This is a genomic window from Nonomuraea jabiensis (genome assembly GCF_014204795.1).
Taxonomy (GTDB): Bacteria; Actinomycetota; Actinomycetes; order Streptosporangiales; family Streptosporangiaceae; genus Nonomuraea; species Nonomuraea jabiensis.
In genome coordinates this window covers 1,319,154-1,334,719 of record NZ_JACHMB010000001.1, presented here as the reverse complement: position 1 = coordinate 1,334,719, position 15,566 = coordinate 1,319,154, and the positions used below count along the sequence as shown (strand labels likewise).

At 70.1% G+C, this 15,566-nt stretch carries 11 protein-coding genes; 4 read left to right on the top strand and 7 right to left on the bottom strand.

The window, feature by feature from the left end; genetic code table 11:
* Nucleotides 1–73 precede the first annotated feature (73 nt).
* Nucleotides 74–925, top strand: coding sequence for an NAD(P)-dependent oxidoreductase (locus tag HD596_RS05575; RefSeq protein WP_185068239.1), 852 nt, complete (start codon nt 74–76; stop codon nt 923–925).
* On the opposite strand, the gene HD596_RS05570 is transcribed toward HD596_RS05575, so the two are convergent.
* The 3 genes from HD596_RS05570 to HD596_RS05560 all read right to left on the bottom strand — a co-directional run bounded on the left by HD596_RS05570 (nt 922) and on the right by HD596_RS05560 (nt 6,132).
* Nucleotides 922–2,247, bottom strand: coding sequence for a maltokinase N-terminal cap-like domain-containing protein (locus HD596_RS05570; RefSeq protein ID WP_185068238.1), 1,326 nt, complete (start codon nt 2,245–2,247; stop codon nt 922–924). The genes HD596_RS05575 and HD596_RS05570 overlap by 4 nt on opposite strands.
* Nucleotides 2,248–2,250: 3 nt before the next feature.
* The gene (treS, locus tag HD596_RS05565) at nt 2,251–3,954 is read right to left on the bottom strand and encodes a maltose alpha-D-glucosyltransferase (RefSeq protein ID WP_185068237.1); all 1,704 of its coding nucleotides are present in this window, start codon (nt 3,952–3,954) and stop codon (nt 2,251–2,253) included.
* Between the two features lie 72 nt (nt 3,955–4,026).
* Entirely contained in the window at nt 4,027–6,132 is a 2,106-nt protein-coding gene (locus HD596_RS05560; RefSeq protein WP_185068236.1) for an alpha-1,4-glucan--maltose-1-phosphate maltosyltransferase, read from the bottom strand.
* A gap of 293 nt (nt 6,133–6,425) precedes the next feature.
* On the opposite strand from HD596_RS05560, the gene glgP reads away from it, so the two are divergent.
* Together glgP and HD596_RS05550 are read left to right on the top strand one after the other, a co-directional pair.
* Nucleotides 6,426–9,008 carry an alpha-glucan family phosphorylase gene (gene glgP, locus HD596_RS05555; protein ID WP_185068235.1) on the top strand — a complete coding sequence of 861 codons (2,583 nt, stop codon included), beginning with the start codon at nt 6,426–6,428 and terminating at the stop codon, nt 9,006–9,008.
* 53 nt (nt 9,009–9,061) lie between these two features.
* Nucleotides 9,062–9,958 carry a MurR/RpiR family transcriptional regulator gene (locus tag HD596_RS05550; RefSeq protein WP_185068234.1) on the top strand — a complete coding sequence of 299 codons (897 nt, stop codon included), beginning with the start codon at nt 9,062–9,064 and terminating at the stop codon, nt 9,956–9,958.
* Here HD596_RS05550 and HD596_RS05545 read toward each other — a convergent pair.
* Nucleotides 9,921–11,843: an N-acetylmuramoyl-L-alanine amidase gene (locus HD596_RS05545; protein WP_185068233.1), complete on the bottom strand. Its 1,923-nt coding sequence runs from the start codon at nt 11,841–11,843 to the stop codon at nt 9,921–9,923. The genes HD596_RS05550 and HD596_RS05545 overlap by 38 nt on opposite strands.
* 105 nt (nt 11,844–11,948) lie before the next feature.
* Complete coding sequence (locus HD596_RS05540) at nt 11,949–12,173, bottom strand: hypothetical protein (RefSeq protein ID WP_185068232.1); 225 nt, start codon at nt 12,171–12,173, stop codon at nt 11,949–11,951.
* A gap of 54 nt (nt 12,174–12,227) precedes the next feature.
* Between HD596_RS05540 and HD596_RS05535 the strand changes: the two genes are divergently transcribed.
* The gene (locus tag HD596_RS05535; protein ID WP_185068231.1) at nt 12,228–12,995 is read left to right on the top strand and encodes a class I SAM-dependent methyltransferase; all 768 of its coding nucleotides are present in this window, start codon (nt 12,228–12,230) and stop codon (nt 12,993–12,995) included.
* On the opposite strand, the gene HD596_RS05530 is transcribed toward HD596_RS05535, so the two are convergent.
* Both HD596_RS05530 and HD596_RS05525 read right to left on the bottom strand, forming a co-directional pair.
* A complete protein-coding gene (locus HD596_RS05530; RefSeq protein ID WP_185068230.1) occupies nt 12,985–13,956 on the bottom strand; it encodes a zinc-binding dehydrogenase in 972 nt (323 codons plus the stop codon). The two genes, HD596_RS05535 and HD596_RS05530, sit on opposite strands and share 11 nt — an antisense overlap.
* Before the next feature lie 258 nt (nt 13,957–14,214).
* The gene (locus HD596_RS05525; protein ID WP_221519193.1) at nt 14,215–15,477 is read right to left on the bottom strand and encodes a beta-ketoacyl-[acyl-carrier-protein] synthase family protein; all 1,263 of its coding nucleotides are present in this window, start codon (nt 15,475–15,477) and stop codon (nt 14,215–14,217) included.
* Nucleotides 15,478–15,566 lie beyond the last annotated feature (89 nt).

The following is a 15,566-nucleotide window of genomic DNA, read 5'->3' as shown; positions in this document are numbered from 1 at the left end:
CCCACTCCAAACCAGACCATAACCGTGCACCTGGAGGGTGTACGCATCACTCCTACTCAGAGAGAACACTGAAATGTCGGAAAATATCTCCGTGCTCGGCCTCGGCCTCATGGGCACCGCGCTCGCGGCGAGCCTCATCGAGGCGGGTCACCACGTCACCGTGTGGAACCGTACGCCGGCCAAGGCCGACCCTCTCGTCGCCAAGGGCGCCACCTGCGCGGCCACCCCGGCGCAGGCCGTCGAGGCGAGCCCGCTGGTGATCGTCTGCCTGCTGGACTACGCCTCCGTCCTGGAGACGCTCGAGGGCGTCCCCCTGGCGGGCCGGGTCGTCGCCAACCTCACCACCGGCCGCCCCGCCGAGGCCCGCGAGATGGCGGCCTGGGTGGGCGAGCGCGGCGGCGACTACCTGGACGGGGGCATCATGGCCGTGCCCCAGATGATCGCCCACCCGGGCGCGCTCATCCTCTACAGCGGCTCCCAGCCGGCGTTCGAGCGTTATGAGCAGGCGTTCGGGGCCATGGCCGCGGCCCGCTACACCGGCGACGACCCCGACATGGCCCCGCTGCTCGACCTGGCCATGCTGACCGGCACGTATGGCCAGATGGCCGGCTCCCTGGAGGCCCTCGCCCTGGTGAGGTCGGCGAAGTACCCGTTGATGGAGTTCACCACGGAACTGCTGATTCCGTGGCTCAACGCGATGGCCGCGATGCTGCCCCGCTGGGCGGAGGAGATCGAGGCGGGCGACTACCGGACCGACGTGTCCAACCTGGAGATCAACAGGGCGGGCATGGAGAACCTCGTCCGCGCCTTCGAGGAGCAGGGCGTCAAGCCGGACCTGCTCCTGCCCATTAAAACCGTCATCGACCGGCGCGTGGCCAGGGGGCTCGCCCACGAGGGGCTGTCGGGGCTGGTGGAGGAGCTCTAGCGGGGGCGGAAGGCGGCCAGGGGGATCGAGATCCACGACGGGCGGTTGCGGGCCTCGTAGACGACCTCGTACACCGCCTTGGACAGCTCGAACGCCCGCAGCAGCGCCGCGTCGCCGCGCGAGATGATGCCGCCGCCCTCGGCGTACCCCTCCAGGAACGCCGCCCGGTTGCGGTCCGCCCACTCCTGGGCCCGCGGCTCCAGCCGCTCGGCCTGGGAGTGGCCGGCCAGCAGGTGCCTGGCCGCGTAGTCGAACGAGCGCAGCATCCCCGCCACGTCCCGCAGCGGCGAGTACAGCGCCCTGCGCTCGGCCAGCGGCTGACCGGGCTCGCCCTCGAAGTCCAGCACCACCCAGTCCGTGGGCGTGCGCATGACCTGGCCCAGGTGGTAGTCGCCGTGAACCCGCTGCACGGGCACCTCGTGGGTGAGCAGCTCCACCTGGTGGTAGGCGTGTTCGATGGCGGGCACATGCCGGCGCAGCTCCGGCACCTCCGCCGCGGCCCGGCCCAGTTTCCGCCGGAACGTCTCGGCCATGCGCTTGACCTCGTGCGACTCGATGACGTCCGTGGGGAAGGCCGTGGCCAGCTCGTGGTGGACCCGCGCGGTGGCGCTGCCGAGCCGCAGCGACTCGGCCGAGAAGTCGCCGCCCGCCTCGGCCGCCGGCAGCTCGGGCAGCGACGCGTACAGGTCGCGGACGCTGGTGAGGGCGAGGTCCCAGCCGTCGTTGGCGTTGGACAGGAACTCCTGCATGAAGCCGAGCGTGGTGCCGGTGCCGTCGAGGTCCGTCTCGATCCACCCGTACGGCCGCGCGACGTGCGGCGCGCCCCTGGCCGCCAGCGCCGTGACGATCTCCAGCTCGGGGTTGACGCCGGGGATGAGGCGGCGGAAGAGCTTGCAGATGTACGCGTCCCCGTACACGAGGGAGGTGTTGGACTGCTCGGCCCCCAGCGCCAGGCTGCGCTGGGAGGTGTCGATGGTGGCGTCCGGCACGTGGCGCAGGCGCAGGCCGTTGCCGTTCACGTCGTGGGCCATGCCTTCGAGGAGCCAGCTCATGCGCTCGGAGTCGTGGACGGCGTCGTAGAGGTAGGTGTCGCCTATGGTGCCGATGAGGGCGTGCGCCAGGCGGTCGGGGAGCTCCGTCCGCTCGCCGAGCAGGATCTGGTAGCGGTCGCGCGAGCCCTCCTGCCACACGGCGACGATCAGATGTCTGAGCCCGGACGTCAGTTCGACGTCCGATTCGATCGACAACTCGTCGATCACCCGCCCCTTGCCGCCGAACCAACGCTGACGACCGATCCATGCGGCAAGGGGCTCGCTCAGCACGTCCTACTCCTCCTGGGTGATAGCCGGCGGGAGTGTGAACCAGTAGAACCCATGCCCAGGAAGCGTCAAAAGATACGGAAGTTCGCCAATTGCCGGGAATGGGACGCCGCCCATCGTCTCCACGGGGGAGACGCCGACGAATCTCCGCAGGTCAAGCTCGACCGGCTGGGGGAAGCGTGACAGGTTGTTCACACAGAGCATCCGGTCGTCCCCCAGCTCCCTGACGAACGCCAGCACGCTGGGGTTGGAGGAGTTGAGCTCCGCGTAACCGCCCAGCCCGAACACCGGGTGCCGCTTGCGGATCTCGATCATGCGTTTGGTCCAGTGCAGCAGCGAGCCGGCGTTGCGCTGCTGGGCCTCGACGTTGAGGCCCTGGTAGCCGTAGATCGGGTCCATGATGACCGGCAGGTAGAGCCGGCCGGGGTCGCAGTCGGAGAAGCCGGCGTTGCGGTCGGGGTCCCACTGCATGGGCGTGCGCACGCCGTCGCGGTCGCCGAGCCAGATGTTGTCGCCCATGCCGATCTCGTCGCCGTAGTAGAGCACGGGGGAGCCGGGCAGCGACAGGAGCAGCGCGGTGAACAGCTCGATCTGGTTGCGGTCGTTCTCCAGCAGGGGCGCCAGGCGGCGGCGGATGCCGACGTTCGCCCGCATGCGGGGGTCCTTGGCGTACTCGGCGTACATGTAGTCGCGCTCCTCGTCCGTGACCATCTCGAGCGTGAGCTCGTCGTGGTTACGGAGGAAGATCCCCCACTGGCAGTGCTCCGGAATTTTCGGCGTTTGCGCCAAAATTTCGGAAATGGGGTAGCGGGACTCCCGGCGTACGGCCATGAAGATGCGCGGCATCAGCGGGAAGTGGAAGGCCATGTGGCACTCGTCCCCGCCGCCCACCGGGTCGCCGAAGTACTCCACCACGTCCGACGGCCACTGGTTGGCCTCGGCGAGCAGCACCCGGTCGGGGTAGATCCGGTCCACCTCGGCCCTGACCCGCTTGAGGTACTCGTGGGTCCTCGGCAGGTTCTCGCAGTTGGTGCCCTCCTCCTCGAAGAGGTACGGCACCGCGTCCAGCCGGAACCCGTCGATGCCCAGGTCCAGCCAGAAGCGCAGGACCTCCAGCATGGCCTCCTGCACGTCCGGGTTCTCGTAGTTGAGGTCCGGCTGGTGGTGGAAGAAGCGGTGCCAGTAGTACTGGCCGCGCACCGGGTCGTAGGTCCAGTTGGACGTCTCGGTGTCGATGAAGATGATCCGGGCGTCCTGGTACTTCTCGTCGGTGTCGGACCACACGTAGAAGTCGCCGAACGGCCCCTCGGGGTCGTGGCGGGAGGCCTGGAACCACGGGTGGGCGTCGCTGGTGTGGTTCATGACGAGGTCGGCGATGACGCGCATGCCGCGCTTGTGCGCCTCGTCCACGAGCCTCACGAAGTCTCCCAGATCCCCGAACTCGGGCAGGATCTTCATGAAGTCCGCGATGTCGTAGCCGCCGTCACGCAGCGGCGACTCGTAGAGGGGCAGCAGCCAGAGGCAGTCGACCCCGAGCCACTGGAGGTAGTCGAGCTTGTCGATGAGCCCTCTGATGTCGCCCGTGCCGTCGCCGTTGGAGTCGGCGAAACCCCGGATCAGGACCTCGTAGAAAACCGCGCGTTTGTACCAGTACGGATCGCGCGGCTTTTCTTCGTCAAAGGTGTTGGGAATGGGTGTGGTTGAGCTCATGAGCCACTCCGGGAGCGGCTCATGACGGAGGCGCTTTCACACACGTTGAAGACTCCCCGCTGAATTCAGTTCTTACCGTGGCGCGGCTCGGACGGTGAGAATATGGGCAGGCTGGATGTGGGGGTCGAGGCGCACGTAGTTGCTCTGGCGCCAGCGGTACGACTCGCCCGAGAGCTCGTCGTCCACGACGAACTCGGCGTTCCAGTCGAGTCCGATGGCAGGAAGGTCAAGGTCTACGGTCGCCTCGTGGGTATGGTGCGGATCCAGGTTGACGACCGCCAGCACCACGTCGCCCGGCCCGTGCCTGCGAGTGGCCGGATCATAGGCGCCGGGAAGCCGCTTCGAGAAGCAGACGATGTCCGGCTGGTCGACCCTGTGGAACCGTAGATTACGCAATTCCTGCAGTGCGGGATGCGCTCTTCGGAACAAATTCAGGTGGGTGATGAAGGGCGCCAGGCTCCACCCCTCACGTTCGGCGGTAACCCAATCGCGAGGTTTGTACTGATATTTCTCGCTATCGAGGTATTCCTCGCTGCCGGGCCGCACCGGAACGTTCTCTATAAGCTCGTATCCGGAGTAAACCCCCCAGCTCGGCGAGCCGAGCGCGGCCAGCACCGCCCTGATCTTGAAGGCGGGGACGCCGCCGTGCTGCAGGTATTCGTGCAGGATGTCCGGCGTGTTCACGAAGAGGTTGGGGCGCACGTAGGCGGGAGTCTCGTGGGAGAGCTCCATGAGGTACGACTCCACCTCCGGCTTGGTGTTGCGCCAGGTGAAGTACGTGTAGGACTGGTGGAACCCGACCTTGCCCAGCATCCGCAGCATCGGGGGCCTGGTGAACGCCTCCGACAGGAAGATCACGTCCGGGTCGGTGGTGTGCACGTCGGCCAGCAGCCGCTCCCAGAACCCGACCGGCTTGGTGTGCGGGTTGTCCACCCGGAAGATCCGCACGCCGTGCGCCATCCAGCGCATCAGCACCCGCTTGACCTCGGCGTAGATGCCCTCGGGATCCTTGTCGAAGTTGATCGGGTAGATGTCCTGGTACTTCTTCGGCGGGTTCTCGGCGTAGGCGATGGAGCCGTCGGCCCTGATCGTGAACCACTCGGGGTGCTCCTTGACCCACGGGTGGTCGGGCGAGCACTGGAGCGCGAAGTCGAGCGCGATCTCCATCCCCAGCTCCCTGGCGCGGGCGACGAACACGTCGAAGTCCTCGAACGTCCCCAGATCTGGATGGATGGCGTCGTGGCCGCCGTCCTCGGAGCCGATGGCCCACGGGGAGCCGGGCTCGTCGGGCTCCGGGCTGAGCGTGTTGTTGCGGCCCTTGCGGAACGTCGTGCCGATGGGGTGGATCGGCGGCAGGTAGACGACGTCGAAGCCCATCTTGGCGATGGCGGGGAGGCGCTTGGCAGCAGTCTGGAAATTTCCGGATTTGGAGACGCCGAGCTCGCTGACGACCGCGCCTTCCGACCTCGGGAAGAACTCGTACCAGGAGCCGTACAGCGCCCGGCGCCGGTCCACCCTGATCTTGTGCGACTTGGACCTGGTGACCAGCTCCCGGAACGGGTGCGCCTCCAGCAGCGCGGCCGTCTCCGGCAGTTGCGCGATCGACAGCCGGGCCCTGGGGTCCAGCTCCTCGTCGCGCAGCGTGGCGGAGACCGACAGCAGGGCGGCGCGGTGCCCGCAGGCGCTGTCACCGTTGCCGTTGCCGTTGCCCTTGGAGCCGCCCTTGGAGCCGCCGTTGGAGCCGTTGGCGCCGTTCTTGGGCCGGCCGTTGGGGCAGTCGGCCGTGCGCACGGCCTTGGCCGCCCGCTCGAACAGCCGGGCGCCCTCCTCGCACATCAGATCGACGTCCATGCCGCGCGGGATCTTGATCTCGGCGTCGTGCAGCCACGTGGCGATCGGGTCGCTCCACGCCTCCACCCGGAACAGCCAGTCGCCCTCGTCGGGGAGGGAGACCTCCACGCCCCAGCGGTCGGTGCCGGGGGCGAGCTCGCGCATCCGTCTCAGACGGGCACGCTGCCCATCGGGCGAGGTGAGCACCACGCCCGCGGCCACGGCATCGTGGCCCTCTCTGAACACGGTCGCCGAGACCTCGAAGGTCTCGCCGGCGACCGCCTTGGCGGGCCACTGCCCGCAGTCGACGACGGGGGAGATGTCCGTGATGGGAATTCGTCCGATCATCGCATTCAAGGGTTGGCGACGGCGCGCTCGGTGCCGCCGGAGGCTTTCCGTGGGTGCAGACTCCGCGTCCCTGCGGTGGGCCGCTGGACGCGAACCACCGTGGTAGGAACGATCCTTGCATGTAAATTGTGGACAGCAGCGGATAGACCTCCCGAGTGTGGCCGCGGGAGTGCCAACATTCAGGAAAGTTGCCCCAATCGTCCGTCTTCATGCTTGTTCCCGGAAGGGGTTTGAACGGCCTTCTTGGGGGTGAAGGACTGAGAGGTCCCTCCTAGCCCGTAGGGTGCAGAAACGTGAGAGCAATCCGCCGTTTTACCGTCCGCACCGTCCTGCCCGCGGAGCTGGCCGCCCTCGGCGAGCTCGTCCATAATCTCCGCTGGTCCTGGCACCCGGAGACGCTGGACCTCTTCGCGGAGGTCGATGCCGCCCTCTGGGAGCAGGTCGGGCACGACCCCGTGGCCCTGCTCGGCGCCGTCACCCCCGCGCGGCTCAGCGAGCTGGCCGCGGACCGCCGCTTCCTGCGCCGCCTCGCCGACGCGGCCGACGACCTACGCGAATACATGACCTCCCCGCGCTGGTACCAGACGCTCCCCGACGGGGCGCGGGCCATCGCCTACTTCTCCCCCGAATACGGCATCGCCGCCGCCCTCCCGCAGTACTCGGGCGGCCTCGGCATCCTGGCCGGAGACCACCTCAAGGCCGCCAGCGACCTGGGCGTGCCGATCCTCGCGGTCGGCCTGCTCTACCGCCACGGCTACTTCACGCAGTCGCTGTCGCCGGAGGGCTGGCAGCTGGAGCACTATCCGTCGCTCGACGCGGGCGGCCTGCCGCTCAGCCTGCTGAAGGACGCCGCCGGCGAGACGGTCAAGATCCGCCTCGCCCTGCCCGGCGAGCGCGAGCTGCACGCGCAGGTGTGGGTGGCGCAGGTCGGGCGCGTGCCGCTGCTGCTGCTCGACTCCGACGTGGCCGAGAACGACACGGCCGCCCGCGACGTCACCGACCGCCTCTACGGCGGGGGCACCGACCACCGGCTCATGCAGGAGCTGCTGCTGGGCGTGGGCGGCGTACGCGCCATCAGGGCGTACTGCAAGATCACCGGGCACCCCGATCCCGAGGTGTTCCACACCAACGAGGGGCACGCCGGCTTCCTCGGCCTGGAGCGCATCCGCGAGCTCACCGAGGCGCGGCTCTCGTTCGACGAGGCGCTGGAGGCGGTGCGGGCGGGCACGGTGTTCACCACGCACACGCCCGTCCCCGCCGGTATCGACAGGTTCCCGGTGGACATGATCGAGCGCCACTTCGGCGGCCCGAACGCCTGGCCGACAGTGCCCGTCGAGCGGATCCTGGCGCTGGGCGCCGAGGCCGATCCCACCCGGTTCAACATGGCCGTCATGGGCATGCGGCTGGCCCAGCGGGTCAACGGCGTCTCCGTGCTGCACGGCAAGGTCAGCCGGGAGATGTTCAAGGATCTTTGGCCCGGATTTGACGTGGACGAGGTGCCGATCGGGTCGATCACCAACGGCGTGCACGCGCCCACCTGGGTCGGCAGGGAGTTCATGGAGCTGGCCGAGCGCGAGCTGCCCTCGCTGCTGGAGCGGGCCCGCGGCTGGGAGGGCATCCAGAAGATCTCCGACGCCGACCTCTGGCAGATCAGGGGCACGCTGCGACAGCGGCTCGTCGAGGGCGCCCGGGTGCGCCTGCGCAGGTCGTGGCGGGAGCGCGGCGCCTCGGACGCCGAGCTCGGGTGGATCGACGACGCGCTCGACCCCGAGGTGCTGACCATCGGCTTCGCCCGGCGGGTGCCGTCGTACAAGCGGCTCACGCTGATGCTGCGCGATCCCCGGCGGCTCACCGAGCTGCTGCTCGACCCGGACAAGCCGGTCCAGATCGTGATCGCCGGCAAGGCGCACCCCGCCGACGAGGGCGGGAAGAAGCTGATCCAGCAGATCGTCAAGTTCGCCGACCAGGCGAACGTGCGCCACCGCATCGTCTTCCTGCCCGACTACGACATGACGCTCGGCCAGCTCATGGTCCAGGGCTGCGACGTCTGGCTGAACAACCCGCTGCGCCCGCTGGAGGCGTCCGGCACCTCGGGGATGAAGTCCGCGCTGAACGGCGGGCTCAACCTGTCGATCCGCGACGGCTGGTGGGACGAGTGGTACGACGGCACCAACGGCTGGGCGATCCCGACCGCCGACGGCGTGACGGACGCCGACCGGCGCGACGAGCTGGAGGCCGCCGCCCTCTACGACCTGATCGAGCACGAGGTGTCCGACCGGTTCTACGACCGTGCGGTGGACGGGCTGCCGCGGCGCTGGCTGGAGATGGTCAAGCACACGCTCACCTCGCTGGGCCACAAGGTGCTGGCCGGGCGCATGCTGCGGGACTACGTGGTCGACCTCTACAACCCGGCCGCCGCCGCGGCCAACGCGCTGTCGGCCGACTCGTACGCGCCCGCGAAGGCGTTCGCGGCCTGGCGGGTCCGGGTCACCAGGGCCTGGCCGGGGCTTCGCGTCGAGCACGTCGAGGCCACGGGCGTGGGGGACACGCCGGAGGTGGGCGCCTCCATCGAGCTGCACGCCACGATCGCGCTCGGCGACCTGGAGCCCGACGACGTGCTGGTCGAGGCCGCCTACGGCAAGGTCGGGCCGCACGACGAGCTGGTGCGCCCGGCGTACGCGAAGCTCACCGTGGCCTCGACGGGCGACGACGGCCGGGCCCACTACACGGGCACGGTGCCGCTCGACCGTACGGGCGCGTTCGGATACACCGTGCGCGTCGTGCCGTACCACCCGCTCGTGGCCACCCCCGCCGAGCTCGGCCTGATCGCCGTGCCGGAGGAACCCGTGGGCATGACAAATGGCACATTGCGTTAATCAGGGGCACCCGCGAACGGCATATCGCGTTAAACGGACGGCATAATCAGGGGGTGGACGACAGCGGCAACGGCTTGCGGGCCGACACTCTGGTGGCCACGGTCCGCGGTGTGCTGCCGTCCCTGACGCCGGCCGCGCAGACCGTCGCCCGGCTCATCCTGGAGGACCCCGCGACGGTGGCCAGGAGCACCATCACGGAGCTCTCCGCCGCCTCGGGCACCAGCGAGGCGACGATCGTGCGCACGGCGAGGCTGCTCGGGTTCGCGGGATACCCGCAGCTCCGGCTGGCCTTAGCCGCTGCCGCCGCGCAGCCCGACCGGCTGGTGCCCGGCGACCTGGCGCCCGACGACCCGTTGTCGGAGGTCATCCAGAAGGTCGCGCGGGCCGAGTCGGAGGCGATCAACGACACCGTGGCCCAGCTGACCTCCGAGCGGCTGGGCCTGGTCGTGGACGCCATCGTGGGGGCCCGGCGGATCGACGCGTACGGCGTGGGCGCCTCCGGGCTGGTGGCCGAGGACGTCGCGCAGAAGCTGCTGCGCATCGGGCTGTCCAGCCACGCCTTCCAGGACGCGCACCTGGCGCTGACCAGCGCGGTGCTGCTGCGGGAGGGCGACGTCGCGATCGGCATCAGCACGTCGGGGGAGACGCCCGACGTGATCGAGCCGCTGACCCGGGCCAGGGAGGCCGGGGCCACCACGGTCGCGATCACGAACAACCCGCGCTCGTCCATCGCGGAGCTGGCCGAACATGTGCTGATCTCCGCCGGGCGCGAGACGGAGTTCCGTCCCGGCGCCCTGGCCAGCCGGATCAGCCAGCTCCTCGTCGTCGACTGCGTGTTCGTCGGCGTCGCCCAGCGCACGTACGACTCCTCTCAGGAGGCGCTCGCGAGCACCAGGCGCGCCGTCAAGGAGTTCACCCGGAGAACGTCACCCGCACGTCGTCAGCCTTGACGAACATCACGCGGTGGCCGAACTGGATCTGCAGGTACTTCGTCTTGCCCCGGACCACCTTGTGGTCCTGGTCCATGGTGAAGGTGACCGCCCGGTAGTACTCCGCGGGCGCCGTCCCGGCCAGCGTGTACTTCTCGCCTGCCGAGAACGTGTACTGCAGCGGGGTCACCGCCTGGTACGGGATGTCCGCCGGGTACGCCTCCTGCTCCGGGTACGCCCTGCCGTACACGGGGACGGTGGCCTTGCCCGGCTTCGGGGTGACCACGAGGCCGGCCGACGGGACCGCGGTCGGCGCGCTCGCCGGGTTGAAGAACCACGCCTTCTGACCCAGGTACCAGATGGCCGTCCAGTCGCCCTGGCGGTCGGCCACAGCGAAGCGCTGGCCGGTGGTGGCGCGGGCGCTGTGGTCGTACACGCTGTAGAGGGACTCGCCCGTGGGGTGCTTGCCGATGTCCTTGACCAGCGGCGCGTCCGCCCTCGGCTCGGTGCGCAGCCAGACCGTGCTCGCGGGCAGCGGCGGGCAGGCGTTCTGCGGGTTCTTGCGGTCACACCCGTAGAAGTACGGCTTGTTCGTCGCGAAGTCCGGCTTGATCATGATCGAGCCTGAATCGGGCCCGCCGAACCGGTGCAGCGGGGCGCCCATCAGCTGGAAGTAGTGCGCCCAGTCCCAGAACGGGCCCGGGTCCTCGTGCATCTGCTTCACGGTCGTGGGCAGCGTGCCGGGGACGTTGTCGTGGCCCAGGATGTGGGCGCGGTCGAGCGGGATGCCGTACCTGAAGGCCAGGTAGCGCACCAGGCGGGCGCTCGAGCGGTACATCGCCTCGGTGTACCAGGTGCTGCCCTCGGCCAGGAAGCCCTCGTGCTCGATGCCGATGGACTTGGCGTTGACGTACCAGTTGCCGGCCTGCCAGGCGACGTCCTTGCCCTTGATGTGCTGGGCGATGTGGCCGTCGCTGGAGCGCACGGAGTACTGCCAGCTGGCGCCGTAAGTGGGGTCCTGGTTCATGCGGATGGAGGGGGCGAAATATCCCTCCATGTCATGAATGATGATGTACTCGATCTTCTGGCTGAACGGCCGGTTCGCCAGGTCGTAGTGGCCGTAGTCTTTGGGGGGCGGCAGTTCCTGGTACGCGGAGGGGATCCATTCGCAGGAGACGGAGGCCGGGCACTCCACGCCATCCTTCCTGGTCGGGCGGAGACCCAGCTTCTCCAGCCACTTCTCGATCTTGTCCACGTTCGGGACGGCCGGGAGCGTGACCCGCTGCCCGTCGTCCGTGGTGCGGGCCGCGCCGTCCTTGATCGTCGCGAACACCTCGTCGGCGAAGAACTTCGCCGCTCCGTCCTCCTGGGCTCCGGAGTACTTGGCGACGGCGCCGTACCACTCGCCGGGGTTGTCGCTCAGCGGCGCGCCGAGCGACTTCTGGTAGTCGGCGAGCAGCGCGGCGCCGCCCCGGATGTTGGCGGTGTCGTCCGTACGCAGCCGCTCGTGGGTCTCGCCGGTGAGCTGCGCGGCCTTCTCCATGGTGCGCAGGGAGGCGGGGATCGCGACGGAGGACTGCTGGGGCTCGGGGGCGGGCAGGGGCCGGCTCTCGTCGCCCCGGGCGTCCTCCTCGCCGTCGCTGTGATGGTTGGAGGCGGCGTACGCGGCGGCGTCGGTGAGATGCATGGGCCCGAACCCGGCGTCGTTGGACGGCTGCCCGGCATGGGCCTCCCACCGCGACTCCAGGTAGGACACGCCGAGCAGGACGCTCTCGGGGACCTCGAACTCCTGCGCGGCGGCCGCGAAGGCCTGCTGGCGATCACCGGGATCCTCGGCGTGAGCTGGGACGATGCCAGAAGTTAAGGGCAGCGCGGCGACCGCGGAGATCGCCAGTAGGCGGCGCATGAACCACTCCTCGGGACTGGGGGGCACCTGGTGCAGATCAGCGTCTCAACATTTTCCTTCGTAGGCGAGATCTTTGCGAAGAGATTCTTCATCGATTGACGCGGATTACCTCACGGCGGCCCGCACGGTGAGGGTTCCCGCGGCCGTGTCGATCGTGGCCTCGGTGCCGATGGGGATGGTCGGCGGATTGTCGCCGTGCCCGGCCGGCAGGCCCCATGAGGTGAGCAGCTCGACTCCGGCGGCGACCAGGTCGGGGTTGGGCGGTGAGGCGGGGGAGACGAACCGGACGCGATCGCCGGGCACCAGGCGGGGAGCTCGTAAGGTGTCCATCGCCCGGCACTTTAATCGCTGGACCGTATGTGGTGATCATGCGAGGCTCGTCATGTGTCGGACTACTACCGCGACCTGGCCGTCGACTACCACTGGCTCTGCGCCGACGAGATCGTGAACCCCCCGGGCGTGATCGGCGGCACGTCCCCCTCCCGCCGGGAGTTCATCCAAGCCGTGGTCGACGCCCTGCCGCCGGGCGCCCCCGTGCTCGACTGCGCCTGCGGCATCGGGGCGGACGCCATGGCGCTGGCGCACGCGGGGTTCCAGGTGACCGCCACCGACGGAAGCCCGCAGATGGTCGAGCAGGCGCGCCGCCGCGTGCCCGCCGGCGTGGAGCTGCGCATCTCCCGGTGGGAGGATCTGCCCGCCGCCGTGACCGGGCCGTACGAGCTGGTGCTGTGCCTGGGCAACTCCCTCGTCCACACGGGGTCGCGCGAGGCCATGGTGGCGGCGCTGTCGGGGATGCGGCAGGTGCTGTCCCCGACCGGCACGCTGATCGTCGACTCCCGCAACTGGGAGTTGCTCTATCGCGAGCGCCGGCGGATCGTGGTCGGCGACCGGGTGCGCGAGCGCGACGGCGTACGGTGCACCTGCGTCTACGTCTGGACCTTCCCCGAGAGCTTCGACGAGCCGTGCCTGGCCGAGATCCTGTTCATCCTGGAGCACCCCGACGGCACGCTCGGCCACCACCGGCACACCATCGACTTCCAGCCGTTCACCCCCGCCGACCTGGAGGCGCGGCTCGCCGAGGCCGGGTTCACCGTCGTCGGCTCGTCCTATCGCCCCGACAACCCGCAGTACGCCATCGCGGCTAAGGGATGAGCACGACCTTGCCCGTCGTACGCCTGCTTTCGAGCGCGGCGTGGGCGGCCGCCGCCTCCGCGAGCGGGAACGTCTGCACGGCAGGGGTCAGCGTGCCGTCGGCGAGCGCCGCCAGTGCCCTGACCTCGTAGTCGGGCCGCGTGTTCGGCTCGCTGAGCAGCAGCATCAGGGCGTTGGTCACGGTGAGGCCGCGCTCCTCCACCGTGTGGGGGTCCGGCTGGAACTCCTGCCGGGAGGCGTTGCCGATGGTGACGTAGCGGCCGCCGTCGCCCAGCAGCCCGAACGCGGCCCGCGCCTTGTCGCCGCCGACCCCGTCGAGCAGGGCCGTGACCGCGCGGCCGCCCAGCTCCTCGGCGACGGTCTCCGCCCAGCCCGGCTGGTCGTAGTCGACGGCGAGATCCGCCCCGAGGTCCCGTACGGCCGCCACCTTCGCGGCCCCGCCCGCCGCGCCGACGACCCTGGCGCCGAGGCCGCGCGCGTACTGGACGATCAGGCGCCCGATGCCGCCGGCCGCCGAGGTCACCAGCACGACGTCGTCAGGGGTGAGCTTGGCCACGTCCAGGAACTGCAGCGCCGTCACCCCGGTGACGACCATGGCCACGGCGGCCTCGTAACCGGCCTTGATCGGGTGCACGGACGTCACGTCCGCGACCGCCAGCTCCGCGTAGCCGCCGGGGCGGCCGTACGCGGTCACCACATCGCGCCCGATCCAGGACGGATCCACCCCGGGACCCACCTGGTCCACGCGTCCGGCCACCTCGCCGCCGAAGATCGCCGGGAGCTCGGGCAGCGGCGGCGTCATGCCACCGGTCGCCCCTGACCGCATGGTCGTCTCGATCAGGTGGACCCCGGCCGCCTTCACGGCGATGCGAACCTGGCCGGGCCCCGGCTCGGGGTCGGGCACGCTCTCGTAGCGGAGGTTCTCGGCGGGGCCGAAGGTGTGCAGGACGACGGCATGCATGGCGCACTCCCGGAGACGGTAATCAACTCGTCCTCCGAGCCTGCAACCTCAACTTTGCTTGATGTCAACCGCTCACAGGAAGCCGCGGCCGGCGGCGGCGCGGGCGTACCCCTCGACTCCCATGAGGCGCCGCACCCGCGCGCCGGCCCCGGGCCACACGCTCGCCGGCCCGGCCGCGACACGGACGGGCAGCGGCGCGACGTCGATCTCGGCGGCGTCGGTTGGCGCCGGTGACCAGGGCGGTCGTGCCCGCCAGTTTCATCGGTCCTCCCGGAACGGGGTGAAGACGAGGGTCGCGTTGTGCCCCCCGAAGGCGAACGAGTTGGACAGCACCGGGCCGGGAACGATGGGGCGCGGCGCGGTCACGACGTCGACGGGGCAGGCGGGGTCGGGGTGGTCGAGGTTCGCGGTGGGGTGGACGGTGCGCTCGCTGAGGGTCAGCACGCTGATCACGGCCTCGATGGCGCCCGAGGCCCCCAGGGCGTGGCCGATCACGCTCTTGCTCCCCGTGACGGGCACCGCGTACTCGCCGAACAGCCGCGCGATCGCCCGCGCCTCGATCTCGTCGTTGAGGCGGGTGGCGGTGGCGTGCGCGTTGACGTGGACGACGTCCGCCGCGGCGATCCCGGCGTCGGCCAGCGCATGACGCATGCAGCGGTACGCGCCGCCGCCCTCGGGGTCGGGGGCCGTTAGGTGATGGCCGTCGGACGTCCGGCCGTACCCGCTCAGCTCGGCGTACACGTGGGCGCCCCGGCGCAGGGCGTCCTCCAGCCGTTCCAGCACGAGGAACGCGGCGCCCTCGCCCAGCACGAACCCGTCGCGGTCGGCGTCGAAGGGCCGGCTGGCCCGTTCGGGCTCCGACGCGCGGCGCGACAGCGCCCCCGCCCGCCCGAACCCCACCAGCGCGCCGGCCCGCACCCCCGCCTCCATGCCGCCCGCCAGCACCACGTCCGCCGTCCCGTCGCGGACCAGCCGCATGCCCTCACCTATGGCGTGGCTGCCGGAGGCGCACGCGGTGGCCACCGACATGCTCGGACCGAGGAACGCGTGCCGGATGCTGATCTCCGCGGCGGCGGCGTTGTGCATGCTCATGGGGATGTGCAGGGGGCCCGGCCAGGCGCGTCCGCGCTCGTCCAGGGTGCCGAAGGCGAGCTCCTGGGTGGCGACACCGCCGTACCCGGTCCCGGTCACGACGGCCCGGCGCTCGGGCGCGGCCAGCGGATAGCCGGCGTCGGCCAGGGCGTCGCTCGCCGCGCAGAACGCCATCTGCGTGACCCGGTCCATCCGGCGGGCGTCCCTGGGCTTCACGTAGTCGTCCAGGTCGAGGTCGGGCACCTGGCAGGCGAAGTCCACGGGCAGGCCCTGGACGTCGAACGAGGTGATCGTCCGCGCCGTCGACCGGCCGGCCAGCAGGGCGTCCCACAGCTCCTTGGGATGGGCGCCCGCGGGGGTACGCACGCCCATTCCGGTGACGGCCACCCGGGCGCGCATCGGACCTTCGCTGGATCGTATGTCCGGCATGGACACGATCATCCCACGCATTGTCACGAAAGGTAGCGCGACAACTCCGAAGTGTCGCTACCGCTCATTCCATCATGCCGCTCCGGGAG

What these genes read in the sequence shown, in the direction of transcription:
- HD596_RS05575 (WP_185068239.1), top strand. Translation starts at nt 74, where the DNA reads ATGTCGGAAAATATCTCCGTGCTCGGCCTCGGCCTCATGGGCACCGCG.
- treS (WP_185068237.1), bottom strand. Translation starts at nt 3,954, where the DNA reads ATGAGCTCAACCACACCCATTCCCAACACCTTTGACGAAGAAAAGCCG.
- HD596_RS05560 (WP_185068236.1), bottom strand. Translation starts at nt 6,132, where the DNA reads ATGATCGGACGAATTCCCATCACGGACATCTCCCCCGTCGTCGACTGC.
- HD596_RS05545 (WP_185068233.1), bottom strand. Translation starts at nt 11,843, where the DNA reads ATGCGCCGCCTACTGGCGATCTCCGCGGTCGCCGCGCTGCCCTTAACT.
- HD596_RS05540 (WP_185068232.1), bottom strand. Translation starts at nt 12,173, where the DNA reads ATGGACACCTTACGAGCTCCCCGCCTGGTGCCCGGCGATCGCGTCCGG.
- HD596_RS05530 (WP_185068230.1), bottom strand. Translation starts at nt 13,956, where the DNA reads ATGCATGCCGTCGTCCTGCACACCTTCGGCCCCGCCGAGAACCTCCGC.
- HD596_RS05525 (WP_221519193.1), bottom strand. Translation starts at nt 15,477, where the DNA reads ATGCCGGACATACGATCCAGCGAAGGTCCGATGCGCGCCCGGGTGGCC.